General features: G+C 74.2%; 20 protein-coding genes and 2 pseudogenes. 14 read left to right on the plus strand and 8 right to left on the minus strand.

The genetic code is table 11. The features are described 5' to 3' along the window. Positions 1 to 14: 14 nt before the first annotated feature. Positions 15 to 854, minus strand: coding sequence for an alpha/beta fold hydrolase (locus tag HGB44_RS09970; protein WP_061080442.1), 840 nt, complete (start codon positions 852 to 854; stop codon positions 15 to 17). After that, entirely contained in the window at positions 851 to 1279 is a 429-nt protein-coding gene (locus HGB44_RS09975) for a helix-turn-helix domain-containing protein (RefSeq protein WP_061080443.1), read from the minus strand. Before HGB44_RS09975 ends, HGB44_RS09970 begins: the two co-directional genes overlap by 4 nt. A gap of 519 nt (positions 1280 to 1798) precedes the next feature. Here HGB44_RS09975 and HGB44_RS32830 point away from each other — a divergent pair. From HGB44_RS32830 to HGB44_RS09990, 4 genes and pseudogenes are all read left to right on the plus strand, one after another. Next, positions 1799 to 2038, plus strand: a pseudogene (locus HGB44_RS32830) (alcohol dehydrogenase catalytic domain-containing protein); the annotation flags it as partial. 6 nt (positions 2039 to 2044) lie between these two features. Continuing rightward, entirely contained in the window at positions 2045 to 2707 is a 663-nt protein-coding gene (locus HGB44_RS09980; protein ID WP_231972416.1) for a zinc-binding dehydrogenase, read from the plus strand. A 70-nt stretch (positions 2708 to 2777) separates the two neighbouring features. Further along, positions 2778 to 3695, plus strand: a complete 918-nt coding sequence (locus tag HGB44_RS09985) for an AraC family transcriptional regulator (protein WP_061080480.1) — start codon at positions 2778 to 2780, stop codon at positions 3693 to 3695. A gap of 232 nt (positions 3696 to 3927) precedes the next feature. Continuing rightward, on the plus strand, positions 3928 to 4122 hold the full coding sequence (locus HGB44_RS09990; RefSeq protein ID WP_231972414.1) for a hypothetical protein: 195 nt from the start codon (positions 3928 to 3930) through the stop codon (positions 4120 to 4122). A 65-nt stretch (positions 4123 to 4187) separates the two neighbouring features. Here the strand turns inward: HGB44_RS09990 and HGB44_RS09995 are convergent, their stop codons facing one another. Further along, complete coding sequence (locus tag HGB44_RS09995) at positions 4188 to 5057, minus strand: NmrA family NAD(P)-binding protein (RefSeq protein WP_061080481.1); 870 nt, start codon at positions 5055 to 5057, stop codon at positions 4188 to 4190. Positions 5058 to 5444: 387 nt separating this feature from the next. On the opposite strand from HGB44_RS09995, the gene HGB44_RS10000 reads away from it, so the two are divergent. From HGB44_RS10000 to HGB44_RS10010, 3 genes are read left to right on the plus strand one after another with little or no spacing between them, the layout of a single operon-like run. Continuing rightward, complete coding sequence (locus HGB44_RS10000) at positions 5445 to 6830, plus strand: MFS transporter (protein ID WP_061080445.1); 1386 nt, start codon at positions 5445 to 5447, stop codon at positions 6828 to 6830. After that, positions 6827 to 8923, plus strand: coding sequence for a molybdopterin oxidoreductase family protein (locus HGB44_RS10005; protein ID WP_061080446.1), 2097 nt, complete (start codon positions 6827 to 6829; stop codon positions 8921 to 8923). Before HGB44_RS10000 ends, HGB44_RS10005 begins: the two co-directional genes overlap by 4 nt. Further along, positions 8920 to 10368: an FAD-dependent oxidoreductase gene (locus HGB44_RS10010; RefSeq protein WP_061080447.1), complete on the plus strand. Its 1449-nt coding sequence runs from the start codon at positions 8920 to 8922 to the stop codon at positions 10366 to 10368. The genes HGB44_RS10005 and HGB44_RS10010 overlap by 4 nt, the downstream gene beginning before the upstream one ends. Before the next feature lie 148 nt (positions 10369 to 10516). Here HGB44_RS10010 and HGB44_RS10015 read toward each other — a convergent pair whose 3' ends face one another. The 5 genes from HGB44_RS10015 to HGB44_RS10035 all read right to left on the minus strand — a co-directional run bounded on the left by HGB44_RS10015 (position 10517) and on the right by HGB44_RS10035 (position 15778). Next, positions 10517 to 11080: a DinB family protein gene (locus HGB44_RS10015; RefSeq protein WP_061080448.1), complete on the minus strand. Its 564-nt coding sequence runs from the start codon at positions 11078 to 11080 to the stop codon at positions 10517 to 10519. Positions 11081 to 11213: 133 nt separating this feature from the next. Further along, entirely contained in the window at positions 11214 to 11696 is a 483-nt protein-coding gene (locus tag HGB44_RS10020) for an anthrone oxygenase family protein (protein ID WP_061080449.1), read from the minus strand. Positions 11697 to 11945: 249 nt separating this feature from the next. Continuing rightward, positions 11946 to 13115 (minus strand): PP2C family protein-serine/threonine phosphatase, encoded by a 1170-nt coding sequence (locus HGB44_RS10025; RefSeq protein WP_061080450.1) that lies wholly within the window; start codon positions 13113 to 13115, stop codon positions 11946 to 11948. A gap of 714 nt (positions 13116 to 13829) precedes the next feature. Then, the gene (locus HGB44_RS10030; RefSeq protein WP_061080452.1) at positions 13830 to 14987 is read right to left on the minus strand and encodes a hypothetical protein; all 1158 of its coding nucleotides are present in this window, start codon (positions 14985 to 14987) and stop codon (positions 13830 to 13832) included. A 149-nt stretch (positions 14988 to 15136) separates the two neighbouring features. Beyond that, a complete protein-coding gene (locus HGB44_RS10035) occupies positions 15137 to 15778 on the minus strand; it encodes a DsbA family oxidoreductase (protein WP_061080453.1) in 642 nt (213 codons plus the stop codon). 513 nt (positions 15779 to 16291) lie between these two features. Here HGB44_RS10035 and nirB point away from each other — a divergent pair. From nirB to HGB44_RS10070, 7 genes and pseudogenes are all read left to right on the plus strand, one after another. Then, positions 16292 to 18793, plus strand: coding sequence for a nitrite reductase large subunit NirB (nirB, locus tag HGB44_RS10040; protein WP_061080454.1), 2502 nt, complete (start codon positions 16292 to 16294; stop codon positions 18791 to 18793). Next, positions 18790 to 19161, plus strand: a complete 372-nt coding sequence (nirD, locus tag HGB44_RS10045; RefSeq protein ID WP_061080455.1) for a nitrite reductase small subunit NirD — start codon at positions 18790 to 18792, stop codon at positions 19159 to 19161. Before nirB ends, nirD begins: the two co-directional genes overlap by 4 nt. Further along, positions 19158 to 20333: a uroporphyrinogen-III synthase gene (locus HGB44_RS10050; RefSeq protein ID WP_061080456.1), complete on the plus strand. Its 1176-nt coding sequence runs from the start codon at positions 19158 to 19160 to the stop codon at positions 20331 to 20333. Before nirD ends, HGB44_RS10050 begins: the two co-directional genes overlap by 4 nt. A gap of 70 nt (positions 20334 to 20403) precedes the next feature. Beyond that, positions 20404 to 21096, plus strand: a complete 693-nt coding sequence (locus HGB44_RS10055) for a sirohydrochlorin chelatase (RefSeq protein ID WP_061080457.1) — start codon at positions 20404 to 20406, stop codon at positions 21094 to 21096. 556 nt (positions 21097 to 21652) lie between these two features. Beyond that, positions 21653 to 22807: a protein-tyrosine phosphatase family protein gene (locus tag HGB44_RS10060; protein WP_061080458.1), complete on the plus strand. Its 1155-nt coding sequence runs from the start codon at positions 21653 to 21655 to the stop codon at positions 22805 to 22807. 221 nt (positions 22808 to 23028) lie between these two features. Then, a complete protein-coding gene (locus HGB44_RS10065) occupies positions 23029 to 23748 on the plus strand; it encodes a septal ring lytic transglycosylase RlpA family protein (RefSeq protein ID WP_061080459.1) in 720 nt (239 codons plus the stop codon). 316 nt (positions 23749 to 24064) lie between these two features. After that, positions 24065 to 24739, plus strand: a pseudogene (locus HGB44_RS10070) (TM0106 family RecB-like putative nuclease); the annotation flags it as partial.

Here is a 24739-nt window from a genome sequence, read left to right on the forward strand (position 1 = left end):
CGGCGCGGATGCCCTCAGGAGTCCAGGAAGGCCGTGATCGCCGGGCCCTGTCCCAGGACGGCGTGGCCGACGCCGGGCAGGACGCTCACGGCGGCGTGGGGGACCGACTCCCGCAGGCGCCGGGCGCTCTGGCCGGAGTCGAACATGGCGTCGCGCTCGCCGACGATCGCCAGCACGGGCATGGACAGCCTGGCCAGGGCCCGGTCGGAGAAGCGGGGCAGCGTCTCGGTGCGCGGCCGGAAGTGGGCGAAGGTGCGCTCCACCGACTCCAGGGCGGAGCGGGTTTCGTCCGCCGACAGGCCGGTCATGGCCTGGACGGACCTGCGCCGGCCCCAGGGGCCGAGGACGCGCAGCGCCGTGCCCGCCAGGATCCTGCCGGTGCGCTGTCGGCCCAGTCCGCCCGGGCACAGCAGTCCCAGGCGCCGCACCCGATCCGGGCGGCGGGTGGCCAGGTCCAGGGCCAGCCAGCCGCCGAGGGACATCCCCACGACCGAGGCGTCGACGAGTCCGAGCCCGTCCATGACCTCCTCCAGCCACCGTGCGTGGGCGTCGGAGTCCAGGGGCGGGCGCGCGGGGGCGCTCAGTCCGGGTTCACCGATGACGTCGACGGCGTACACGCGTGCGCGGCCGGCCAGTTCGGCGGCGTCCGCGCTCCAGGCGGTGGCGTTGGCGCCCGAGCCGTGCAGGAGCAGAACCGGCGGCGCGTCCCGGGGTCCGCAGGCCAGCACGAAGGTCTCGCCCTGGCCGGTGGGGACGCGCAGGTGGTCGGCGGGCACCGGCCAGGCCTCCAGGGCCCGGAGATAGTGGGCCCTGAGTTCGCGCTCGCCGTCGGGGGAGGTGTAGATCGTGGTCATGGGGCCAGGACGCCTTCCAGGCAGTCGAGCAGGCGGGCGGTCTCGTTGAGGCCGCCCAGGACGACGATCTTCATCCGGCCCCGGCCGGGGTCGTGGAGGGTCTGCACGCGCAGCGGCTGGCCGCCGGGGCGGGGGCCGGCGGCCACGGTGGTGAGCATGGTGCTCACCCGGTCGGCGGTGCGGGCGTCGACTCCGTCGATCTCGACGATGCTCGACACCTCGGTGTGCCGTGGCGGATCGGGCTCCTCGGCCGGGGCCGGGACGCCTGCGCCGGTGAAGGCCTCCAGGTCGGCGTGGGCGATGCGGTACTGCTTGCCGATGCGCACGGCGTGCAGACGCCCGTCGCGCACGTAGTTGCGGATGGTGCGCACGTGCAGGCCCAGGAGTTCGGCGACCTGGTCCACGGAGTAGAAGCTTTCTGCCACAAAGACACCCTATCTTCCTCTTTCATTCCCTGCAATCACGGACAGATAGAGGAAAATAGGGAGTCCTCGCGCAGATAGTGCCCTGTTGTCTTCGGCATCGCTGACCACGACCCGCGGCGACGTCCGCGGGGCCGCGCGTGGAGCGGCACCTTCACCTCGACGCTCCTGGCCCGCTCCTGCCGCACCTCCGTCCCCTCCCTGGAGCGGAACGCCCGCCCCGGCGTCGACGCGGTCGCCCAGCCCGACCCCGCCGCCTGACGGAAGCGCTGACGCCTCAAGATCATTACGTTGCCGGGCGTGCCTGTGCCCGTCACAGCGTCACCCACCGGACGGGTGCAGGGATCGACGCGCCGCGAGTCGCACTGACACAGATCGTCAACTGATTGATTCTCACGGATCTGGTCGCTGTCCCGGTCCTGCGTAGCGTTTCAAGAAGACGGAAGTGCGGCATTTGCGCACTCGATCTGCTGCAGCGCCGAGTGTTCAGGCGCACTCACGAGAGAAGGAAACACACCCCTTATGCGCGCCCTTGTGGTCGATCACAGTGAGGCCGGACCTGTCCGGTTCGCCGATGTCGATGAGCCCGTACCGTCCGCCGGTGAGACGTTGGTGGAGGTACGGCACATCGGTCTCAACTTCGGAGAGCTGAATTACGTGGACCAGTGGCCAGCCGGCGCTGTGCACGGTCACGACGCGGCCGGCGTCGTGGTGCGCGCCGCATCCGACGGCTCGGGGCCGCCCGAAGGTACGCGCGTCGCGGTGGGAATGGCTCCCCACGCGTGGGCGGAGCGGGTGGCGGTCAGCCCCGCCTCGCTCGGCACCGTCCCCGAGGGCGTGGACCTGGCCGACGCCGCCGCGCTGGGGATCGCCGGAGCCACCCCGTTGCGGGTGCTGCGCAAGCGTTCCCTGCTGGCGCGCAACGTCCTGATCACCGGCGCCAGCGGGGGCGTGGGGCGCTTCGCCGTCCAGCTGGCGGCGCTGGCGGGCGCCCGGGTGACGGCACTCGTCGGTTCGCCGGAACGGGCCGCCGGACTCCGTGAACTCGGCGCCGACAAGGTCCTGACCGACCTGGCCGAGACCGGGGACCGGTTCGACCTCGTCCTGGACACGGTCGGCGGACCACTGGTGGTCCAGGCCTGGAGTTCCCTCGCCGAGGGCGGCACCATCCACCTGGTCGGATACTCCTCGGGGCAGGAAACCACGTTCCCGGCAGGGACCTTGTTCGGCTTCGGCGAACCCCGCAGCATCGCCACCTACGGCGACATGACGCCGACCAGCGGGGAGCTGACGGACCTGCTGGGCCTCATGGCCGCAGGGAGGCTCTCGGCACCGGTCGGACTGCGAGGCGACTGGCAGGACGTGGACGACGCCGTCCAGGCGCTGTTCGCGCGCAAGGTGCACGGAAAGGCCGTTCTTGACGTGGCCTAACGCTGTGGACGAGGACACATGCGCCTCGCCCGTCGGTGGGCGGTTCGCCGTGTTGGACGAGGATGGACCCATGGATGTACTGGCGGAGGTCTTGCGTGTTTCGGGTGCGCGTGGGGCGCTCGGGGTCATGTTGAAGGCCGGAGGAACCTGGGGCCTGTGGCTGGACTCCTATCCAGGAGCGGCACTGCACGTGGTGTCCCGCGGCACTGTGTGGCTCCACGTCACAGGCGAGAAACCTCTTCAGGTGCAGGCCGGAGACGCCGTCCTGGTGTCGCCGGGCACCGCACACGGGATAGCCGACGGCGCCAGCGTGACGATGGGTTCCTGCGACCGTGAGGCGGCGGCCCGGGCTTTTGGCGATGGCCGGGCCCTGCGGCTGGGCTCGGCGCCGGCGCAGACGGAAGTGATCGTCCTGCACTATGAGCAGGACCCGGAGGTACGCACACCGGTGCTTACCTCCCTCGCTCGGCCGATGCACGTCACGGCCCGGGAGAACGCGCAGCTCAGAAGGACCGTCGAACTTCTCACTGCTGAGCTCGCACAGCCGCAGATCGGCACCACCGCCGCCATCAACAGCATCGTCGACCTTCTGCTCATCCAGTTCGTACGCGCCTGGCTGGCCCGCCACCCGCAGGAGCAGTCCGGCTCATGGCTGGGAGCGATGCGTGATCCGGTCGTGCGCGACGCTCTGGCATGTGTCCACGCCCAACCGGGACGCCCCTGGACCACGGAGACCCTGGCCGCCGCGACGAGCGTCTCCCGGGCGACGCTGTCCAGGCGTTTCCGGTCCGCCCTCGGACAGACGCCGGGCGCGTACGTGACGCAGTGGCGCATCGACCTGGCGTCCGTCCGGCTCCGCGATACCGATGAGCCGGTCGAGTCGATCTCCGGCGCGGTCGGATACGGCTCTCCTCACGCTTTCAGCCGTGCCTTCAAACGTGCCCGGGGCACGGCCCCGGGCGAGTACCGTTCTCGCCTTCGCAAGTGACCGGCCTCGGGACTGGTGGGCTCGCATGTTGAGGTGTCGCGTATTCCTCGTCGAGGCCGTGCCTGGTGTCACCGTGTGTGGTCTTCGGAGGCGTATCGGCTCCAGATTCCTCCGGCTTCAGTGACCAGGCGGGTGGCTGTCGTGTCGTGGTGGCCGAGCGTCATCGCGATGACGGGGCCGGGGCTTGGAGGACGAGTTGGCGGATCGCGGGGCCCTGCCGCGCTGTGGCGGGATGCCGACGCCACCGACCCCTCGCGGGTTCGCCGCGCTGCGGACCCTGCCGGAAGGACTGCTCGTGGCCACGCTGCGGCGCTTCCCGCGAAGCCCGACGGCCGTGCACAGCGGGCTCAGCGACGACTCGCCCGCGGCGGCGGCCGAACTCGCTCGGCTGACCGAACAGATCCGTGCCTGCACGAAGGCCCGGTAGGCGACAGAAGGCCGGGCCTCCTCGGCCGTGACCGGGGAGGTCCGGCGGGTGCGGTACCGGGATGGTCAGAGCAGGGGCCGCAGCTCGTCCCGGCACCAGGCGGTCAGGGTGGTCGGCGTCGTGGTCGCCACGGTGCGGGGCTGCTCGGGTGTGAAGCCGTCACGCAGCCCGGTGGACATGCCCATGATCGCCTCGACGGAGCCGGGCCCCAGGCCGGCGCCCGCGAGCACCTCGCGCATGCGCCCGTCGGAAACGCGTTCGGCGCGCACCCGGCGCCCCGTCACCTCGGTGACCACGGTCGCGGCCTGCTCCCAGGTCAGGTCGGCGGGGCCGTGCACGGCCCGCACGGTCCGGCCCTCCAGGTCGGGGTTGAGCAGCAGGCCCACGGCCGTGTCGGCGATGTCGCGCGGCGCGACCCAGGGCATCGGATGGTCCAAGGGCAGCACCACCGAGACGGTGCCGGAGCGGATGGCGTCCAGCTCCATCAGCAGATTGCTGAAGAAGAAGCCGCACCGCAGGTGCGCCACGGTCGCGCCGGTCTCCTCCAGCAGCTGCTCGGTGCGGGCCAGCCCGTCGATCTCCCCGGCCCCGGAGCGCCTCTCCGCGCCGACGCTGCTCTGGAAGACGACGCGGGAGATCCCGTTGGCGGTGACGGCGCGGGCGGCGTGCGCACCCATCCGGGCGTGCTCGGCGACCGGGTCCTCGGCCGGGGTCGGCGGGCTCACCCAGTACAGCGCGTCCACGCCCGCGGTCGCGGCCAGGACCGCGTCCCGGTCGCCCTGGTCCACGGCGACCGGGTCGACCCAGTCGGCCAGCGCCGGGTCCAACCGGGCCGGGTCGCGCATCAGCACGCGCGGGCGCACACCCGCGCGGACCAGGCCTGTCACCACGTGGCGGCCGACGTTGCCGGTCGGGGTGGTCACGGCGATACGCATCATGGACTCCTTGTGCTCGACGGAAGTGCTCCCACGCTAGGAGGGGAAGCGGTCGGATTCCGGCCACAACTCACGCTCTCCAGCCCCTCAGTGGCACGGATGTCCGGTATCTTCCGGGGGCGGCGCCCGCTCACGGCGGTCCGCCGTACCCGGGAGCCCCGGGGCGGGAACGCCAGCGGAGGTGATCCGCCCCACACCAGCCGGTGCGGGGCCCGCCGCGCCGTGAACGCCCCCACCCCTCCCACCAGGCATGACGGGCCTTCTCACCGCGGCCGCGCGCTCCGGGTGAGCCGACTGTTTCCCGCGTGTTACGGCTGGACACCTCCAGGCAACGCGGGCTCCCTACCTTCGGTTTCGTCAGCAGCCGTCGAGCAGGAAGGCACGGCCGTGGCCTCAGAGACTGGCCCGCGCGCACCGCGCACCGGTAAGAGCTGGATCTCCGCCTGGGACCCCGAGGACGAGCGGTTCTGGAACGACGGCGGGCGACGCGTGGCCCGCCGCAACCTGTGGGCCTCCATCGCCTCCGAGCACATCGGCTTCTCCGTGTGGAGCATCTGGTCGGTGCTCGTGCTCTTCATGATCCCCGAGCACGGCTTCTCCACCACCCCCGAGCAGAAGTTCCTGCTCCTGTCGGTGGTCACCCTGGTCGGCGCGATCCTGCGCGTGCCCTACACCCTGGCCGTGCCCGCCCTGGGCGGACGCAACTGGACGGTCGTCTCCACCCTGACCCTCATCGTCCCCACCGCCGCCGCCTTCTTCCTCGTCCGCGACCCCGACACCCCCTTCTGGCTGCTGCTGGTCCTGGCCGCCACCGCGGGCGTGGGCGGCGGCAACTTCTCCTCCTCCATGGCCAACATCAACTCCTACTTCCCCGAACGGGAGAAGGGGTGGGCACTGGGCCTGAACGCGGGCGGCGGCAACATCGGCGTGGCCACCGTCCAACTGGTCGGCCTGGCCGTCATCGCCCTGTTCACCACCTCCGCCGGGTACCTGGTCCCGCTGTTCTACGCGCCGCTGATCCTGGTGGCCGCCTGGTGGGCGCACCGGTCCATGAACAACCTGGCCCACGTGCGCAACGACGTCTCCGCGCAGCTGTCGGCCACCCGCGACCGCCACTTCTGGATCATGTCGCTGCTGTACGTGGGCACCTTCGGCTCCTTCATCGGCACCGGATTCGCCTTCGGGCTGCTGCTGCAGTCCCAGTTCGGGCTGGCGCCCGTGCAGTCCGCCGCGATCGCCGTGCTCGGCCCGGTCATCGGCTCCCTCATCCGCCCCGTGGGCGGCCGGGTGGCCGACTCCCTGGGCGGGGCCCGCGTCACCCTGTGGGTCTTCCTGGCCATGGCCGCCTGCTCCGCCGTCCTGGTGCTCTCCGTCCAGGCCGCCCAGCTGGCCCTGTTCATCGGCGCGTTCGCGGTGATGTTCGTCCTCACCGGCCTGGGCAACGGCTCCACCTACAAGATGATCCCCTCCCTCTACGCCGCCCGCGCCGAGGACGCCGTCGCCGCCGGGGAACCCCGCGAGCAGGCCCTGGCCCGCACCAAGCGCGTGGCCTCCTCCGTGCTCGGCCTCATCGGCGCGGTCGGCGCCCTGGGCGGGGTGGGCGTCAACATCGCCTTCCGCGAGTCCTTCGCCGCCACCGGCTCCACCGCCCCGGCCTTCGCCGCCTTCGGCGCCTTCTACCTGGTGTGCGCCGCCGTCACCTGGGCGGTCTACCTGCGCCGCCCCGCCGCCTCCCCGGTCGGCGCCGCCAGCGTGGAGAGCGCCGACCGATGACCACCACCCACTGCCCCTACTGCGCGCTCCAGTGCGCCATGCACCTGGAGCCCGGGCCCGACGGGCGCCTGGCCGCCCGCCCCGCGCCCTTCCCCACCAACCGCGGCGGACTGTGCCGCAAGGGCTGGACCTCCGCCGAGGTCCTCACCGTCCCCGACCGCCTCACCCGCCCCCTGCTGCGCAAGGACCGCGGCTCCGACCTGGTCGAGACCGACTGGGACACCGCCCTGGACCACGTCGCCGAACGCCTGCTGGCCCTGAGCGCCGAGTCCGGGCCCGACACCGTCGCGGTCTTCGGCGGCGGCGGCCTGACCAACGAGAAGTCCTACACCCTGGGCAAGTTCGCCCGCCTGGCCCTGGGCACCTCCCAGATCGACTACAACGGCCGGTTCTGCATGTCCTCGGCCGCGGCCGGGGGCACGCGGGCCTTCGGCCTGGACCGCGGGATGCCCTTCCCGCTGACCGACGTCGGTGAGGCCGAGGTGGTCCTGCTGGCCGGGGCCAACCCGGCCGAGACCATGCCGCCGATGATGGGCCACCTGTCCGCGCCCACCCTCATCGTCATCGACCCCCGCCGCTCGGCCACCGCCCAGGCCGCGCTCTCGGGCGGCGGCATGCACCTGGCCCCCCGCCCCGGCACCGACCTGGCCCTGGCCCTGGGGCTCCTGCACGCCGCCCGCGTCCAGGGCTGGTGCGACGAGGAGTTCCTCGCCGAGCGCACCACCGGGTTCGAGGCCGCCTGGGAGCACGCCGCCGCCTGGTGGCCCGAACGCACCGAACAGGTCACCGGCGTCCCGGCCGCCCGCATCCGCGCCGCCGCCGACCTGCTGGGCGGGGCCGCCCGCAACCGCTCCGCCTACGTCCTGACCGGACGCGGCGCCGAACAGCACGCCAAGGGCACCGACACCGTCTCGGCCTGGATCAACCTGTCCCTGGCACTGGGCCTGCCCGGCCGCCGGGGTTCGGGGTACGGGTGCGTCACCGGCCAGGGCAACGGCCAGGGCGGACGCGAACACGGCCAGAAGGCCGACCAGCTCCCCGGCTACCGCAGGATCGACGACCCCGCCGCCCGCGCCCACGTGGCCGGGGTGTGGGGCGTGGACCCCGACACCCTTCCCGGCCCGGGCCGCTCGGCCTTCGAACTCCTCGACGCCCTGGGCAGTGGCGGCGGACCGCGCGCCATGCTGCTGCTGGGCTCCAACCCCGTCGTCTCGGCCCCCGACACCGCGCGCGTGCGCGCCCGCCTGGCCTCCCTGGACCTGCTGGTGGCCGCCGACTTCGTGCTCTCCGAGACCGCCGCCATGGCCGACGTCGTGCTGCCCGTGGCCCAGTGGGCGGAGGAGGGCGGCACCATGACCAACCTGGAGGGGCGCGTCCTGCGCCGGACACGGGCCACCGCCCCGCCCGAGGGGGTGCGCACCGACCTGGAGGTGCTCTCCGCGCTGGCGGTGCGCCTGGGACAGCCCGCCGACCGCTTCCCCACCGACCCCGACACCGTCCTGGCCGAGCTGGGCCGGGCCTCGGCCGGGGGAGCGGCGGACTACTCCGGCGTCACCCCCGAGCGCCTGGCCTCGGGCGAGGCCCTGCACTGGCCCGTGCGCGCCCAGGAGCCGCCCACACCACGGCTGTTCCTGGACGCCTTCGCCCACCCCGACGGCCGCGCCCGCCTGGTCCCGGTCGCCCACCGGCCCCCCGCCGAGGACACCGACGCCGACTACCCCCTCGTGGCGACCACCGGACGGCTGATGGGCCACTACCAGTCCGGCGCCCAGACCCGCCGCGTCGCCGAACTGGACCGGGCCGAACCGGAGGCGTACGTGGAGGTGCACCCCGACACCGCCGCGCGCGCCGGGCTCGCCGCGGGGGACTGGGCCCGCGTCATCTCCCGGCGCGGCCACACACGCGCGCGGGTGCGGTTGACGCCCACCGCCCGCCTGGACACGGTGTTCCTGCCCTTCCACTACGCGGGCGCCCAGTCCGCCAACAACCTGACGAACCCGGCGTTGGACCCGACCAGCCGCATGCCCGAGTTCAAGGTGAGCGCGGTGCGGTTGGAACCCGAGGACACGCACACACCAGGAGGCAGCAGTTGAGCACCGTGCAGGGCGCGTCCCCGCGTCAGATCGTGGTCGTGGGCAACGGGATGGTCGGCGCCCGCTTCGCCGAGGAGACCGCACGCCTGGACCCGACCGGAGAACGGGTCCACGTGAGCGTGGTCGGCACCGAGCACCACCCCGCCTACAACCGGGTCCTGCTCTCGGGCGTGGTCGCCGGGGACTACACCCCCGAACAGATCCGCCTGCCCGTCCCCGACACCCCGGGCGTCACCGTGCGCACCGGCGTCACCGCCACCGCCCTGGACACCGAACGGCGCACCGTCACCCTGGACGACGGCAGCGCACTGCCCTACGACGAGCTCGTCCTGGCCACCGGGGCGCGTGCCTCCTTCCCCCCGGTCACCGGCGTGGCCGGACCCGACGGCGCGCCCGGCGAGGGGGTGACGGCCCTGCGCGACCTGGACGACTGCCAGCGGCTGCTCGCTCTGGCCCGCCCGGGAGCCCCCGTGGTGGTCCTGGGCGGGGGCGTGCTGGGCCTGGAGGCCGCCCGCGGCCTGGTCGGACGCGGCATGCGCGTGTCGGTGGTGGAGTCCTCGCCCTGGATCATGCGCCGCCAGATCGACCAGCCCGCCGCGCGCATCCTGGCCGAACGCTACGCCGCCCTGGGCGTGACCGTGCACTCCTGGCGGGTGGCCGCCCGCTGGGTTCCGGGCACCGGCCTGGAACTGGACGACGGCCGCGTGCTGCCCGGCGACGCCCTGGTGGTCACCGCCGGTGTGCGCGGCAACATCGAACTGGCCAAGGACGCCGGTATCGAGGTCGAGCACGGCGTCGTCGTGGACGACCGCCTCTCCACCTCCGACGCCCGCGTGCACGCCATCGGCGACTGCGCCCAGCACCCCGGCGGCGGGGCCGGACTCATCCAGCCCGGCTGGGAGCAGGCCGCCGTGCTGGCCCGGCGCCTGACCGGCGCCGCGCCGCACGCCCTCTACGCCGGGGCCAGGCCGCTGACCCGCCTCAAGGCGGAGGGGATCGAGCTGACCGCGTTCGGGCGGGTGCATGAGGAGGACGCAGACGACCTGGAGACGGTCACCATCAGCGACCCCTACGGCGGCCGCTACGCCAAGCTGTCCGTGCGCGAGGAGAAGGTGGTGGGCGCGGTGCTGCTGGGCTTCCCCGAGGCCGCCGCGACCCTGGCCCAGCTCTACGACACGGGCGCCCCGGTGCCCGCCGACCGCCTGGCGCTGCTCCAGGGGCTGCCGAGCGCCGCTCCCGAGGAGGCCGACGGCGCGGCCGACGCGCTGGTGTGCCGGTGCAACGCCGTCAGCCGCACCGACATCGAACAGGCCTGGCTGGACGGGGCGCGCACCCGCGAGGCCATCGCCGACCGGACCCGGGCCACGACGGGCTGCGGGGGGTGCGTGCGGGACGTCCGGGCGCTGCTGTCGGGGATGCAGGGCCAGGCCACCGCGGGGGTCTGACCCCGGAGGAGAGGCGGTCCCCGAACCGGCTCGTCCGCCCCGTAGGGAGGGTCGGGCGGGCCTATCCCGGGCAGGCGGGGTCGGGCGGAGCGTCCGGCCCCGCGGCGGGCGGGAGGGGAGGGCCGGTTCGCCGCCGCTCCGGAGCCGGCTACTGGCCCCGACGGCCGTCGATGCGCTCGCGCAAGAGGTCGGCGTGCCCGTTGTGGCGGGCGTACTCCTCCACCATGTGCACCAGGACCTCACGCAGGCCCCACACCCGGTCGTTGTGGGGGTCGGTCCAGGCCGGGCTCTCCAGGTCGGGGGCTCGGGCCACGAACGCGTCGGTGTGGGCGCACTCCTCCCGCCATGTCGCCCAGGCCTCCTCCACCACGGCCGGATCGGCCACCGCACCGTCGAAGTCCCCGTCGGGTGCGGACGCGCTGGCGTAGAGCAGGGGTGCCTGTTCGCGACTCCTACCGCCCAGGCGGCACCGGAACCAGGCCCGCTCCACCTCCGACATGTGCCGCACCAGCCCCAGCAGGGACATGGTGGAGGGCGGCACCGAACGGCGGGCCAGCGCGTCGGCGTCCAGACCCGAGCACTTCAGCTCCAGGGTCGTGCGCTGCAGGTGCAGGAACTCGACCAGGACGGCGCGTTCGCCGACGGGGCGGGGGCGGCCCTCGCGGGGGTCCTCGTCCGGGGCCAGGAACATGTCCGCGCGCTGTGTGCTCATAGGGGGGAGCATCGTCCGCGCGCCGCCGGTGCGCAAGGGGTTTTCCCGCCCCATCCGGCCGCCGTCGGGACTTCGGGGACTCCGGCTGGGCTCGGCCGGGGCCGGGGCCTGTGGCGGTGGGCGTAGGCCGGGGTCAGCGCAGCGCGAGGACCATGCACAGGAGCGCGACCAGGGACGTCAGGGTGCGCACGTCGTTCCAGCGCACCCACACCGGCTCGAAGGCGGTGCGCACGGCGGCCGGGTCCGCGATCCGCTCGGCCGGACCCTGCCGGTCCAGGGCGTTGTTGCGCGGAACGTTGACCGCGAAGGTGCACACCAGGGCCGCCACCAGGCAGAGCAGCGCCGCCCCCGACCACACGGCGGAGGCGCTCGCCCCGACGCTGGCGTAGAGCACGGCGCAGGCCAGCGCCGCCACCGGGGCGCCGATGAAGACCACGGCGAAGAACGGGTTGAGGATGGCGACGTTGATCCCCTGCATCGCCTCGATCATCGCCCGGTCCCCGGACCTGCGCAGACCCGGCATCACCGCGATCGAGAACGCGAAGAACAACCCGGCGAACAGGCCGGTCGCCACCACGGCGAACACCGGAACGACCACGTGCACCATCTCCATCACGCCACACCCCGGATTCTGTTGTCCTGCCCGCGTGTTATGGGCGGATTCTACGTGCCGCGCGGAGCGTCCACGGCACCCCCGTCCCTTCGCTGCGGGCGGCACCACCGACCCGTCCCGCGCACGCGCTGTGCCAGGCCTCCCCCGCCCTTCGAGCCATGCCGTCCCCTCTTTCCCCGCACACAGCGCGGACCCACGCGGCCATCGCGCTGGCCAGGCCGGGACCGCGGCGCCCGCGCCGGGAGCCCCAGGTCAGCCGTGCCACTCGCAGAAGAGCACCGTGGCGTCGTCGCCGAACCTGCCGTGGTGGTACTCCAGCACCGCGTGCACCAGGCGCCGCAGCGTCTCGGGAACCGGCATGTTGTCGGCCTGGTGGCGGATGACGAAGTCCACGAACCGCTCCACGCCGAACTCGCGGCCCTCGGAGTCGCGCGCCTCGATGATGCCGTCGGTGTACAGCAGCAGCCGGTCGCCCGGTTCGAGCTGTTCCCGGCACACCGTCACCGGCAGCCCCAGGTCCATCCCCAGCGGGTGGGAGGGCTCGCACTCCAGGTCGCGGACCTCCTCGCCCCGGATGAGCACCGGCGGCAGGTGGCCGCAGTTGACCCAGTACAGCTCCCCGGTGGCCATGTTCAGCTCGGCCAGGACCGCGGTGGCGAAACGGGTGCGCACGAACTCCTGGATCAGGGTGTGCTCCACCCCCCGGCAGACGTCGGCCAGCGGGGTGCCCCTGCGGCGCTCGTTGCGAAAGGCCCCCACCGCCAGGTTCGCGATGAGCCCGGCGGCGGTGTCGTGGCCCATCGCGTCGAACATCGCCAGGTGGGCGGTCTCCCCGTCCAGGGCGTAGTCGAAGGAGTCACCGGCGTTGTCGTAGGCCGGTTCGGTGGCGGCCGAGATCGTCACCCGTGAGTCGGCGAAGGTGCCCGGCGGCATGAGCGTCCACTGCATCTCCGCCGAGACCGACATGGGTTTGGTGCGGATCAGCCGGGCGTAGGCGTCGCTGTTGGAGCGCTTGGCGATGACCAGAAGCGCCACCATGGAGGCCAGGTCGCGCATCGCCGAGCGGTCGGGGTCGCCCGGGTAGCTCACATGCAGCACGCCCAGGCGCTCGGCGCCGTCCAGGACCGGAACCCAGTAGCGCTGCTCGTCCTCCACCCGCACGGCCACGCCCGTGACGTAGGCCTGACCGGCCGCGGAGTCGTCCACCGGCAAATCCTCACCGCCCTGGTGGGCGTCGTTCCCCTCTCCCGTGACCTCGCGCAGGACCTGCTGCTGGTGGTCGGCGAGGTAGACGCGCGCCTGGGAGAGCCCGGCGCTGTCGGCCTTCTTGGCCACGAGTGAGGGCAGTTCCTCGAAGGTGGCCAGATGTCCGGCCCGCACGAGGGAGACCATCAACTCGTTGGACGCGTGTTGCACCGGCATGACAGCACCCCGGAATCCGGCACGACAGTCGTTCGTCTCACGAACCCCTACCCGTCATGCCACCTTTCGACCAGAAAATACATCTTCGCACGTGAGAGCCTGACCGAACAGGCCACGGCCCCCACCGGAACCTCCCTCGGGATGCCCCGCCTGAAACCACCCCCTCGTCGAGGAGGGCGGCCGCGAACGGTACCGGACACCGCCCGCTCACCGGTCGACGGCAGGCTCCTCCACCGCGCGGACGTCCGGAGCGGAGGGCGGGGTGTCCGCGAGCGCGAGCTCGGGAGGGGTCCTCTGCGATGACCGCGGACCCCGCCCTGAGGAGTGGGCCGGCTCCCGCGTCCCCGGGGCGTCGAGTGAACGGACCACGGGTGCGACCAGGGCGGCGATCGCCGAGACGCCCGCGAGTACGGCGAGGACGACGCCCAAGGCCCCGCACACGCGGCGTGGACCACCGCGCCGGGGCGGCGTCGGCAAGGACCGCCGCTCCGGACCGGCCACGGCCCGCCCCGAGGAGGAAGGCCCGCGCCCGGCGTGAGCCGGACACGGGCCTCGGGTCGGGAAGACGGCCGTCAGGACGTTCCGGGCGGTGCTGGCACCGCGCGCACCTGGCGGACCCGGTGCGGTGACCGCGGAGGTTCACCGGCCCGGTTCTTCCCTGTCAGCGCGGTTCATGGCCCTTGCGTCACACCGGCAACGCTTCCGGCCAGCCCACTAGCGGACCCCGTGGGCCCCGCGGACGTCACCGGGCAGCACCTCGGGCAGCCCGCGTCCGCACCCCGCGCACTCGGCCCGGCGCCGCACCGCGTAGGCGGCCGTGGCCACCCCCAGCGCCGCGCCCCAGACCGCCATCGACGCGAACGCCGCCGTGTGCAGCGGCTCGGCGGTCAGCAGCGAACGCGCCTGCGCGTCGAGGAGCTCGACCACGATGCCGCGGCCCATCGCCACCAGTGCCAACGCGACCAGGGACGCGGGCACCACCGCCAGCCCCACCGGCACCCGGCGACCGGCCAGACCGGCCATCCACCACGGGAAGCGCACGCCCCAGCGCTGGACGAGTCCCAGCATCAGCACCACGCCCACCAGACCGGCCGTGCCCAGCCCCACCCCGATGACGATCGTGCCGTCGGCGGCCATGGCGTCGAACTGCTCCCGCTCGACCCCCACCGCGATCCCGAAGAGCCAGGGCAGGCGCAGCGACGGGTAGAACAGGGCCACCGCGCAGGCCACGGCCACCGCGATCCGGCCCACCCGCAGCGCCCGGACCCGCACGGCGCGCTCGTGCCCGGCGTCCCACTCCGGTGCGCGCCCGCAGCGCTGGCAGGCGCCGCGCACCGCACGGCGGTGGGTGAGCGCCGCCGCCACCCACACCGCCACGCCCGCCGCGAAGAACAGGGTGGACAGGTGGGACGCGGTGAAGGTCGCCTCCGCCCACAGCTGGAACAGGTCGGGCACGATCCACCCCGCCACCGGCAGGATCATCGTGTACCCCAGCCAGGACAGGAGCTGCCCGTCCACGAACACCAGCAGCACCACCGCACCCAGCGCCCAGGAGAGCGCCTCGACCGCACGGCCCCCGCCTCCCCGCGGGCGCAGCATGAGCACGGCGCACACCGCGCCCACCGCACCCAGCAGCAGGGACACCGCCCCCGAGACCGTCCGGGCGTTCAACGGCCCCGAGGCGTCCGGGGCGATCAGGGCGAACAGCGAGCCGAACCCGCTGCGCCCGGGGGCGCCCGCCGAGGCCACCCCGCTCAGCCAGGCCAGCCCCAGGGCCAGGGCCACCGCCGACCAGGCCAGGGCCGTCCAGGGGGCGGCGGTGGGCCTCAGGTGTTCGTGGCGGGTCTCGGTGACAGGTGGTGAGGCGGCCATGGCCTGCTCCTCGTCTCAGGTGCGGTCGTTGCTGACCCCCACACCCTCGCGCGCACGGGCCCCGGCGCACCTCACCGTGCAGCGGGATCCGCATCCCCCGAGCGGGGGAGATCCGGCGCCCCGCGCACTCCCCGCCCAGGCGTGTCCGTCTATCCCCGACCGGCCTGGTAGGCCTTGTCCAGGGCGGAGACCACCACCTCCACGGACTGGGCCCCCGAGATGCCGACGGCGCGGTCCATGACGAAGAAGGGCACCCCTGTCGCGCCCAACCGGCGGGCCAGGGCGATGTCCTCGCGCACGTCCTCGGCGTACTCCCCGCCCTCCAGCACCCGCCGCACCTCCTGGGACTCCAGGCCGACCTCGGCCGCCACCTCCACCAGGACCGCGGTGTCGCTGAGGTCGCGGGCCTCCACCAGCTGGGCGCGCATGAACCGCTCCTGCGCCCGCGCCTCCAGACCGCGGATCCGTGCCAGGTGGATGAGGCGGTGGACGTCGAAGGTGTTGACCATGACCCCGCCCGCGAAGTCGTAGTCCAGGCCCTCCTGCGCGGCCACCTGCGTGACCTGCGCGGTCATCGACCGCACCTGCTCCCGGGGCGCCCCCATCTTCCGCGACAGCGAGTCGTAGACCGGCTCGCTCGCACCGGTGGGGAAGGAGGGGTCCAGCTGGAAGCTGCGCCAGCGCACCCGGACCTGGTCGGAGTGCTCGAACAGCTCCAGCGCCCTCTCCAGGCGCCGCTTGCCGATGTAGCACCACGGACAGACGATGTCGGACCACACCTCGACCTGCACAGGCCACCCCCCGCTCACCCACACGTTCCCCGGGCGCGTTTCCGCTCCGGCTCCGAGCCACACTAACCGGGACCCGGTACCGGCGTATCCGTGCCGGTTCCGCTCGGAAAGCCCACCAGGCCGACCTGCGCGAACCGTCCTGCGAGAGACGGCCCGGACGGCCGCTCGCCGGTCCGGAAGCCGCCGCGGAGCACTCCCCGGCCGTCGACGCGCCGGTCCGGCAGCGCCCAGCCGGGCGGTTCCTCGGTGCGCTCGGCCCACTCCGCGGGAACCCGGCCCCCGGACAGCTCCGCGGCCCGACCCGGGGGCCGCCCCGGACCCGCGGAGCACACCCGGTGTGACCAAGCACCCGGTCGGGGCCCGACCGGCGCCCACCCTGGGCCCCACCGCTCATCACGCACCCTCCACCTGCGGTGGCAGCACATCGAAACAAGCACGACACATACGGCTGACCGTCGGGAAACACCCGGAAGGTTGCCTGAAACCTGTCCGACCCCGCAGCAGGAGGAGCCCATGGAAGAACTCGTCGTCATCGGCAACGGCATGGTCGGCCACCGCCTCGTCGAGGCCCTCCGCGACCGTGACACCGCCGGGCACTGGCACATCACCGTCGTGGGCGAGGAGCCCCGCACCGCCTACGACCGGGTGGCCCTGTCCTCCTACTTCGACGGCGCCAGCGCCCAGGACCTGTCCCTGGGCGACCTGAGCGGCCCCGACGTGGACGTGCACGTCAACGAACGCGCCGTGGGCGTGGACCGCGCCAACCGCACCGTCACGACGCAAAGCGGGCGCGTCCTGGCCTACGACCGGCTCGTCCTGGCCACCGGCTCCACACCCTTCGTGCCCCCCGTGCCCGGCCACGACCTGCCCGGCTGCCACGTCTACCGCACCATCGAGGACCTGGACGCCATCACCGCCTCCGCCCGCGGCGCGAGCACCGGCGTGGTCGTCGGCGGCGGCCTGCTGGGGCTGGAGGCCGCCAACGCCCTGCGTCTGCTGGGCGTCCAGGCGCACGTGGTCGAACTCGCCCCCCACCTGATGCCCGCCCAGATCGACGAGGGCGCCGGAGGCCTGCTGCGCAACCTGATCACCGACCTGGGCGTGCGGGTCCACACCGGTTCGGCCTCCACCGCCGTGGAGGCCGGCCCCGACGGGCGCGTGGCCCGCCTGAGACTGGGCGAGGGCTCCCTGGACGCCGACCTGGTCGTGTTCTCCGTGGGCATCCGCCCCCGCGACGACCTCGCCCGCGCCATCGGGCTGGAGGTCGGCGAGCGCGGCGGCATCGTCGTGGACGACACCTGCACCACCAGCGACGCCCGCATCCACGCCGTGGGCGAGGCCGCCAACCACAGGGGCACCGTGTACGGCCTCATCGCACCCGGCAACGCCATGGCCGAGGTCGTCGCCGACCGGCTCGTGGGCGGCCGGGCCACCTTCACCGGCGCCGACACCTCCACCAAGCTCAAACTCATGGGCGTGGACGTGGCCAGCTTCGGCGACGCCCACGGCCGCACCCCCGGCGCCCTGGACGTGGTCGTCAACGACGCCGCCAGCGGCCGCTACGCCAAACTCGTGGTCTCCGACGACGCCGCCACACTGCTCGGCGGCATCCTGGTCGGCGACGCCTCGGCCTACGCCACCCTGCGCCCCCTGGTCGGCTCCCCGCTGCCCGGCGACCCGTTGTCGCTGATCACCCCCGAGGGCACCGCCCTGGGCGCCGACGCCCTGCCCGAGAGCGCCCAGATCTGCTCGTGCAACGCCGTCACCAAGGGCGAGCTGACCGAGGCCGTCGCCTGCGGCAACCACGACGTACCCGCCCTGAAGGCCTGCACCAAGGCGGGCACCAGCTGCGGCTCGTGCGTGCCCATGCTCAAGCAGATCCTCGCCCAGGCGGGCATCGAGCAGTCCAAGGCCCTGTGCGAGCACTTCCCCCAGTCGCGCGCCGAACTGGTCGAGATCGTGCGCGCCACCGGCACCAGCACGTTCTCCGGACTCATCGCCGCCCACGGCACCGGGCACGGCTGCGACGTGTGCAAGCCCGCGGTGGCCTCCATCCTGGCCTCCCTGGGCAACGGGCACATCCTGGAGGGTGAACAGGCCACCCTCCAGGACACCAACGACCGCTACCTGGCCAACATGCAGCGCAACGGCACCTACTCCGTCGTGCCGCGCATCCCCGGCGGCGAGATCACCCCCGACAAGCTCATCGTCATCGGCGAGGTCGCACGCGACTTCAACCTCTACACCAAGATCACCGGCGGCCAGCGCATCGACCTGTTCGGCGCCCGCCTCGAACAGCTGCCCGCCATCTGGAAGCGCCTGGTCGACGCCGGGTTCGAGTCCGGACACGCCTACGGCAAGTCCCTGCGCACCGTCAAGTCGTGCGTGGGCACCACCTGGTGCCGCTTCGGCGTCCAGGACTCGGTGGGCCTGGCCATCCGCCTGGAGGAGCGCTACCGGGGGCTGCGCTCGCCCCACAAGCTCAAGGCGGCCGTCTCCGGGTGCGCCCGCGAGTGCGCCGAGGCCCGCGGCAAGGACTTCGGCGTCATCGCCACCGACAAGGGCTGGAACCTGTACGTGGGCGGCAACGGCGGCTTCACCCCCCGCCACGCCGAACTCCTGGCCTCGGACCTGGACGAGGACACCCTCATCCGCTACGTCGACCGGTTCCTGATGTTCTACGTGCGCACCGCCGACCGCCTCCAGCGCACCGCCCCCTGGGTCGAGTCCCTGGACGGCGGCCTGGACCACCTGCGCGACGTCGTCGTCGAGGACTCCCTGGGCATCGCCGCCGAACTGGAGGAGGCCATGGAACGCCACGTGAACTCCTACGGCGACGAGTGGGCCGCGGTCCTGGCCGACCCCGACAAGCTCGCGCGCTTCGTCTCCTTCGCCAACGCCCCCGACACCCCCGACCCCACCATCAGCTTCACCACCACCCGCGACCAGCCGGTCCCCACCGCTCCCGTCAGCCTGGGCATGCCCGCCCGCCGACCCCAGGAGGCCACCCGATGACCGTCACCACCCAAGCCCAGCCCACCACCTGGATCGACGCCTGCCCCCTGGCGGGCCTGCGCGTCGAGGACGGGGTGGCCGTGCTGCTCCCCGACGGCCGCCAGGCGGCCCTGTTCCGCACCCGCGACCAGCACCTGTACGCCGTCGACAACATCGACCCCTACACCGGCGCCGCCGTCATCTCGCGCGGCATCGTCGGCGACCGCGCGGGCGAGCCCACCGTCGCCTCACCCATGCTCAAGAACGTCTTCTCCCTGCGCACCGGCCAGAGCCTGGACGACGAGCACGTGCGCCTGACCACCTGGCCCGTGCGCCAGACCGACACCGCCGTGCAGATCGCCGCACGCGCCGAGGAGAGCACACCGTGAACACCTCCCCGGACGGTGGGACCGCGGCCCCGCCCGCGCGGCGCCCGCCCGAACCCGCGACCACCGCGCCGCTGGCCGGGTTCACCGTCGCCGTCACCGCCGCGCGCCGCGCCGAGGAGATCAGCGCCCTGCTGCGCCGCAAGGGCGCCCAGGTCCTGGCCGCCCCGGCCCTGCGCATCGTCCCGCTCAGCGACGACCAGCGCCTGGCCGCGGTCTCCGAACAGCTCGCCCGCCGCCCCGCAGACGTCGTCGTGGCCACCACCGGCATCGGCTTCCGCGGCTGGGTGGAGGCCTGCGAGACCTGGGGCACCGTCGACCCGCTCCTGGCGAGCCTGCGCACCTCGCGCCTGCTGGCCCGCGGCCCCAAGGCCAAGGGCGCCATCCGCGCCGCCGGACTCACCGAGGAGTGGTCACCGCCCTCGGAGTCCTCCGCCGAGGTCCTGGACTACCTGCTCGCCCAGGGCGTGCAGGGGCTGCGCGTGGCCATCCAGCTGCACGGCGAACCCCTGCCCGACTTCACCGCCGCGCTGCGCCTGGCCGGAGCCGACGTCGTCGAGGTCCCCGTCTACCGCTGGACCCAGCCCGAGGACACCGCGCCCCTGGACCGCCTCATCGAGGCCGTCACCGGCGGGGGAGTGGACGCGGTCACCTTCACCAGCGCCCCGGCCGCGGCGGGGCTGCTGGCCCGCGCCCATACCACCGGCCACCAGGCGGCCCTGGTCCAGGCCCTGCGCGGCGACGTCCTGGCCATGTGCGTGGGCGCGGTCACCGCGCGCCCCCTCATGGCCCACGGCATCCCCACCGTGTGGCCCCAGCGCGCCCGCGTCGGCGCCCAGGTCCGCGCGCTCGCCGAGGAGCTGCCCGCGCGCTTTCCCACCCTGCCCGTGGCCGGACACCGCCTGCGCCTGCGCGGCCACGCCGTCCTGGTCGACGGCACCGTGCGCGCCCTCTCGCCCACCCTCATGCGCGTACTGCGCGAGCTGGCCCGCAGGCCCGGCCAGGTCCTGGACCGCACCCGCCTGCTCACCTGCCTGGGAGAGGACGCCGACGCCCACGCCGTGGAGACGGCCGTGGCACGGCTGCGCACCGCGCTGGGCGACTCCCGGATCATCCAGACCGTGGTCAAACGCGGCTACCGGCTGGCCCTGGACACACCCGAACCCGCCCTCTGACGAGCGCACCGGTCCACCCGCCCGAGGGAAGGAAGAAGCGGACCCCGGCCCCGGCCGCCCGCGCCACGCGATGCACCGACACCCCACCCTGCTGCTGGCCCTCCACGGCACCCGCGACCCCCACGGCACCGCCGTGGCCCACTCCCTGGCCCTGCGCGTGGCCGAGGTGACGGGCCAGCCCACCCGCCTGGCCTTCGCCGACGTGCTCGCGCCCACCGTCGGCGAGGTCGCCGCCCGCACCCCCGGGCCCCTGGTGGTCGTGCCCGCGTTCCTGGCCTCGGGCTACCACGTGCGCACCGACATCCCCCACCAGCTCGCCCGCGCCGGACGCGCCGACGCCGTCATCACCCCGGCCCTGGGCGAGCACCCCGCCGTCCTGGACACCGCCGTGCGCCGCCTGGTCGGGGCCGGGTACCGGCCCGGGGACGCCGTCGTGCTGGCCTGCGCCGGGACCTCCGACCCTTGCGCGGGCGCCGAACTGGAGCAGGCCGCCCAGCGCATGGCCCAGCGCCTGGGCACCCCCGTGGCGCTGGGGTTCATCGCCACCGGCAGGCCCACCGTGGCCGAGCAGGTGGCCCGCCTGCGCGAGCGGGGGCACCGGAGGGTGGCCGTGGCCAGCTGGCTGCTGGCACCGGGGCTCTTCCACGACCGCCTGGCCGGGGCGGGCGCGGACGTGGTGGCGCGCCCGCTGTGCCCGGACCCGGCTCTGGCCCGCGCCGTGGCCGCCCGCTACGGCCGGGCCGCCATCGCCCAGCCTGTCTGACCCGGGATCCGCCGCCGGGGGAGGGGAGCGGGGAAAGCCTGGAGGAAGCGCGCTGACCAGCCCAGACCACTCGTCAGAGGGGACGTCAAGGCGATCCGGTCACGGACACCGGTGGTGGAGACCGGTGTTCCCGGGCCGGGCACCGGTCGGTGCGGGAGGTCCCGTCGGCGCGGTGGGCGCGCGGGGGTCGCAGGGAAGCGGCGGCGCGCGGGGAGGCTGTCCACAGGCGGCGACGGGGGCTGGTGCCCGCGCCCTGCACCGGGTTCACTGGAACCAGCCGGCCAGAACCGGTGACCGCGTTCGGGTGATCGCGTTCAGCCGACCGCGGCCGAGTGCGCCCGACCGCGTTGGGTCCGCCCCCTTCCGCCCCGCCATCGTTTCCACCGCCCGCTCGCACGGCCCGCGTCCCGCGCGCAACCCCCACGGCACCGGCCCCCGGCCGCGCGCTCCCCAGGCATGGCCACAACCGGCCGCCGGGTGCGCGGGGCCACCGGGCGGGGAAGACCACCCGTGGGTTCCCCGCCCACCCTGATCCGCACCGCCCACGAGGACGGCCATGCCCGCAGTACCCGCCCCCCTGCTCGACTTCCACGACCCCGCCAGCGACCGGGCCGTCGGCGCCCTGTTCGGCGCCCCCACCGCCGCTGCCCTGGTCGGCACCTCCCCCTCCCTGACCGCGCACACCACCGGCCCCGACACCGCCCACGCCCGCCTGGTGCGCGCCGCGCTCACCGACCTGGCCGGACCCGACCGCCCGCCCGGGCCCCCCGAGGACCCCGTCCAGCGCGCCTGGGCCGGGGCGCTGCGCACCGCCGCCCGCACCGGCGCCCTGCCCCCCGCCGCGCCCGCCCTGGAGCACACCGCCGCCGACGACCCCCTGGGCGCCTCCTGGCGGGCCCTGACGCGCACCCGCCGCCCCGCCGAGGACCCCGCCCGCGGCTCCTTCGCCTGCACCCACCTGGTCGACGCCGTCTGGTCGGCCTACGCCGCCGCCGGGGACCGGGCCGCCCTGTACACCGGCACCCTGGCCACCGCCCTGTGGGGCGCCTCGGCCCTGCCCCTGCACGCCCTGCGCCGGCTGTCGGAGACCACCGACCCCCACGCCCTGACCACCACCGCCCTGACCACCGCCCGCGGCACCCACCCCACCCTGTGGCCCGAGCACCCCGTCCTGGTCGCCGAACCCCGCCGCCTGCCGCCCTTCGCCGTCCCCCACCCCCTGGACCCGGGCGTCCTGCTGGGCAACCTCGACCACCTGCGCGCCCGCCCCGACACCGTGGACGCCGCGGTCTCGCTGTGCCGCACCCACCCCAGCGACGCACCCCACCTGCCCGCCGCCGACTGGGTGCGGGTGTGGCTGCACGACCGCAGAGGCGCCAACTCCCACCCGCACTTCACCCTGGACGAGGCCGCCGCCGCGGTCGCGGCCCTGCGCGCGGAGGGCAAACGCGTCCTGCTGCACTGCTGGGCGGGCGCCTCGCGCACCCCGGCCGTGGCCACCCGCTACGCCGTCACCGCCCTGGGCGCCCCCGTCCTGCCCACCCTGGCCACCATGATCCGCACCGTGGGCGGACACCTGGACAACCCCAGCCTGTCCACCGCCGTCGCCCGGCTCAGCGGCGTGGACCTGCCCGACCCGGCCGCCACCCTCTTCCCCGAGGGCGTGCCGCCCCGGCGCCCCGAACTGCCCGAACCCCACATCACCGGGTGACAAGTTCCACAAACCCCCCCTTTCCGGTACCGTTACCCTCGCGTTACCCCTAGGATCTGCGCCCAGAACCCCGCGCACCACCCGGCGGCCCGCTCCAGGTGCCGCGCCCTCCCGCGACCCGGGGCGCCGCACCACCCGCGCACCCTGCCACGGCAGCCGCGCACCACGCCTCGGAGCACCCGCGCCGCCACGCCCTGTTCCCGTTCGAAGGACTACCCGTCGTGGGCACACACCAGCCCCAGAACCCGCCGGCCGAAGAAGACGCCACCAGCGCAGACGCGCCCGTGGGTCCCCGCGTGGCCGCCAAGCGCTCCCGCCGCAAGCGCACCCTGATCCTGGCCTCGGCCACCGGGGCCGCACTGCTGGTGGGCGGCACCGCCGCCGCGGCCGTCATCGCCACCGGCGCCGACCCGGGAAGCGCCACCAACGCCGCGGGCGTCCCCCAGGCCGACCCGGACCCGCTGGTCGCCGACGACGCCACACCCGACGCCGGACAGGAGCAGCAGCAGCTCGCCGAGGAGGCCGTCACCTCCGCCACCCAGCGCTCCAGCACCGACGCCTCCGACATCCTCGAAGAGCCCGAGGAGGAGGAGACCGAGGAGGCCGAGGAGCCCGCCGCCGACAGCGGCTCCGACTCCGAGTCCACCGGCCAGGGCGGCACCTGCCAGGCCTCCTACTACGGAGCCGACTTCGCCGGGCGCACCACCGCCAACGGTGAGACGTTCGACCCCAACGCCATGACCGCCGCGCACAAGACCCTGCCCTTCGGCACCCAGGTCCAGGTCACCAACCCAAACAGCGGTGAGTCCGTGACCGTGCGCATCAACGACCGCGGCCCCTACGTCGACGGACGCTGCCTGGACCTGTCCACCGCGGCCTTCGACCAGATCATCGGCACCGGAGCCGGTGTGGGCCAGGTCGAGTGGCAGGTCGTGGGCTGACACCCGCCCCCACACGCGTGCGCGCCGCGGCCGCCCCGACGGGGCCGCCGCGGCGCCCGCGTTCGCGGCCGCCCCACCAGGGCGAAGGCGGGCAACCGGCCCCGGCCCGCGGTGAGCATGACGGCGACCGCCTGATGCGACGCACACCCCCCGGGCGGGTGCTCGGCGCAGGCCCGCGTCCGCACGAGCCGGTCCCGCCGGCCCCGGCGTCGACCTCACGGCCACCGCCCCCGCCGCGCGTGTGAGTCCCCACACGTCACCGCTTCGTGGCACAATCCCCAGCACCCACACCAACACCACACAGGGGAGCAGGGGCGTGTTCCGCACCACCACCGGCTGGGTCGTCTCACCCACCGACCTCGTCGACACCCTGGAGTGCGACCACCGCAGCGCCCTGAAGACCGCCCTGGCCGCCCGCGTCGAAGGCGCACCCGCACCCGCCGACATCGACCCGCTCGTGGCCCAGCACGGCCTGGCCCACGAACAGGCCGAACTCGAACGCCTCAGCGCCCTGGTCGAGGTCGCCCGCATGCCCGACCCCCGCCCCGAAGACGCCTCCCTGGCCGCGGCCGCCCAGGCCACCGCCGACGCCATGGCCGCCGGAGTCCCCGTCATCTACCAGGGCAGCTTCCACCACCGCCTCACCGAACCCGACCCCGGCGGGCAGGCCGTGTCCTTCCACGGCCGCGCCGACTTCCTCATCCGCTCCGACCTGGACCCCGCCACCGGCCGCACCCGCACCCCCGCCCCCTCGGACTGGACCTACGAACCCTGGGACACCAAGCTCGCCCGCCGCCCCGGTCCCGGCGCCGTCGTCCAGCTCGCCGCCTACGCCCACGCCGTCAGCGTCGCCACCGGCCGCGCCCCCCAGCACATGCACCTGCTCACCGGCGACAACCACACCCACACCCTGCCCACCGCCGACTTCACCCCCATCCTGAGCACCGTCACCACCCGACTGCTCACCCTCCTGGCCACCGAGCCCGCCCTG

This window comes from Nocardiopsis alborubida (assembly GCF_012396365.1).
In the GTDB taxonomy this organism is placed as follows: domain Bacteria; phylum Actinomycetota; class Actinomycetes; order Streptosporangiales; family Streptosporangiaceae; genus Nocardiopsis; species Nocardiopsis alborubida.

Bases quoted from the DNA above. Each gene is read 5' to 3' on its own strand.
- HGB44_RS10055 (WP_061080457.1), top strand. From the start codon at position 20,404: ATGCACCGACACCCCACCCTGCTGCTGGCCCTCCACGGCACCCGCGAC.
- nirB (WP_061080454.1), top strand. From the start codon at position 16,292: ATGGAAGAACTCGTCGTCATCGGCAACGGCATGGTCGGCCACCGCCTC.
- HGB44_RS09980 (WP_231972416.1), top strand. From the start codon at position 2,045: ATGGCTCCCCACGCGTGGGCGGAGCGGGTGGCGGTCAGCCCCGCCTCG.
- HGB44_RS10025 (WP_061080450.1), bottom strand. From the start codon at position 13,115: ATGCCGGTGCAACACGCGTCCAACGAGTTGATGGTCTCCCTCGTGCGG.
- HGB44_RS09985 (WP_061080480.1), top strand. From the start codon at position 2,778: ATGGATGTACTGGCGGAGGTCTTGCGTGTTTCGGGTGCGCGTGGGGCG.
- HGB44_RS10060 (WP_061080458.1), top strand. From the start codon at position 21,653: ATGCCCGCAGTACCCGCCCCCCTGCTCGACTTCCACGACCCCGCCAGC.
- HGB44_RS10015 (WP_061080448.1), bottom strand. From the start codon at position 11,080: ATGAGCACACAGCGCGCGGACATGTTCCTGGCCCCGGACGAGGACCCC.
- HGB44_RS09990 (WP_231972414.1), top strand. From the start codon at position 3,928: ATGCCGACGCCACCGACCCCTCGCGGGTTCGCCGCGCTGCGGACCCTG.
- nirD (WP_061080455.1), top strand. From the start codon at position 18,790: ATGACCGTCACCACCCAAGCCCAGCCCACCACCTGGATCGACGCCTGC.
- HGB44_RS09995 (WP_061080481.1), bottom strand. From the start codon at position 5,057: ATGCGTATCGCCGTGACCACCCCGACCGGCAACGTCGGCCGCCACGTG.
- HGB44_RS09970 (WP_061080442.1), bottom strand. From the start codon at position 854: ATGACCACGATCTACACCTCCCCCGACGGCGAGCGCGAACTCAGGGCC.
- HGB44_RS10030 (WP_061080452.1), bottom strand. From the start codon at position 14,987: ATGGCCGCCTCACCACCTGTCACCGAGACCCGCCACGAACACCTGAGG.
- HGB44_RS10005 (WP_061080446.1), top strand. From the start codon at position 6,827: ATGACCACCACCCACTGCCCCTACTGCGCGCTCCAGTGCGCCATGCAC.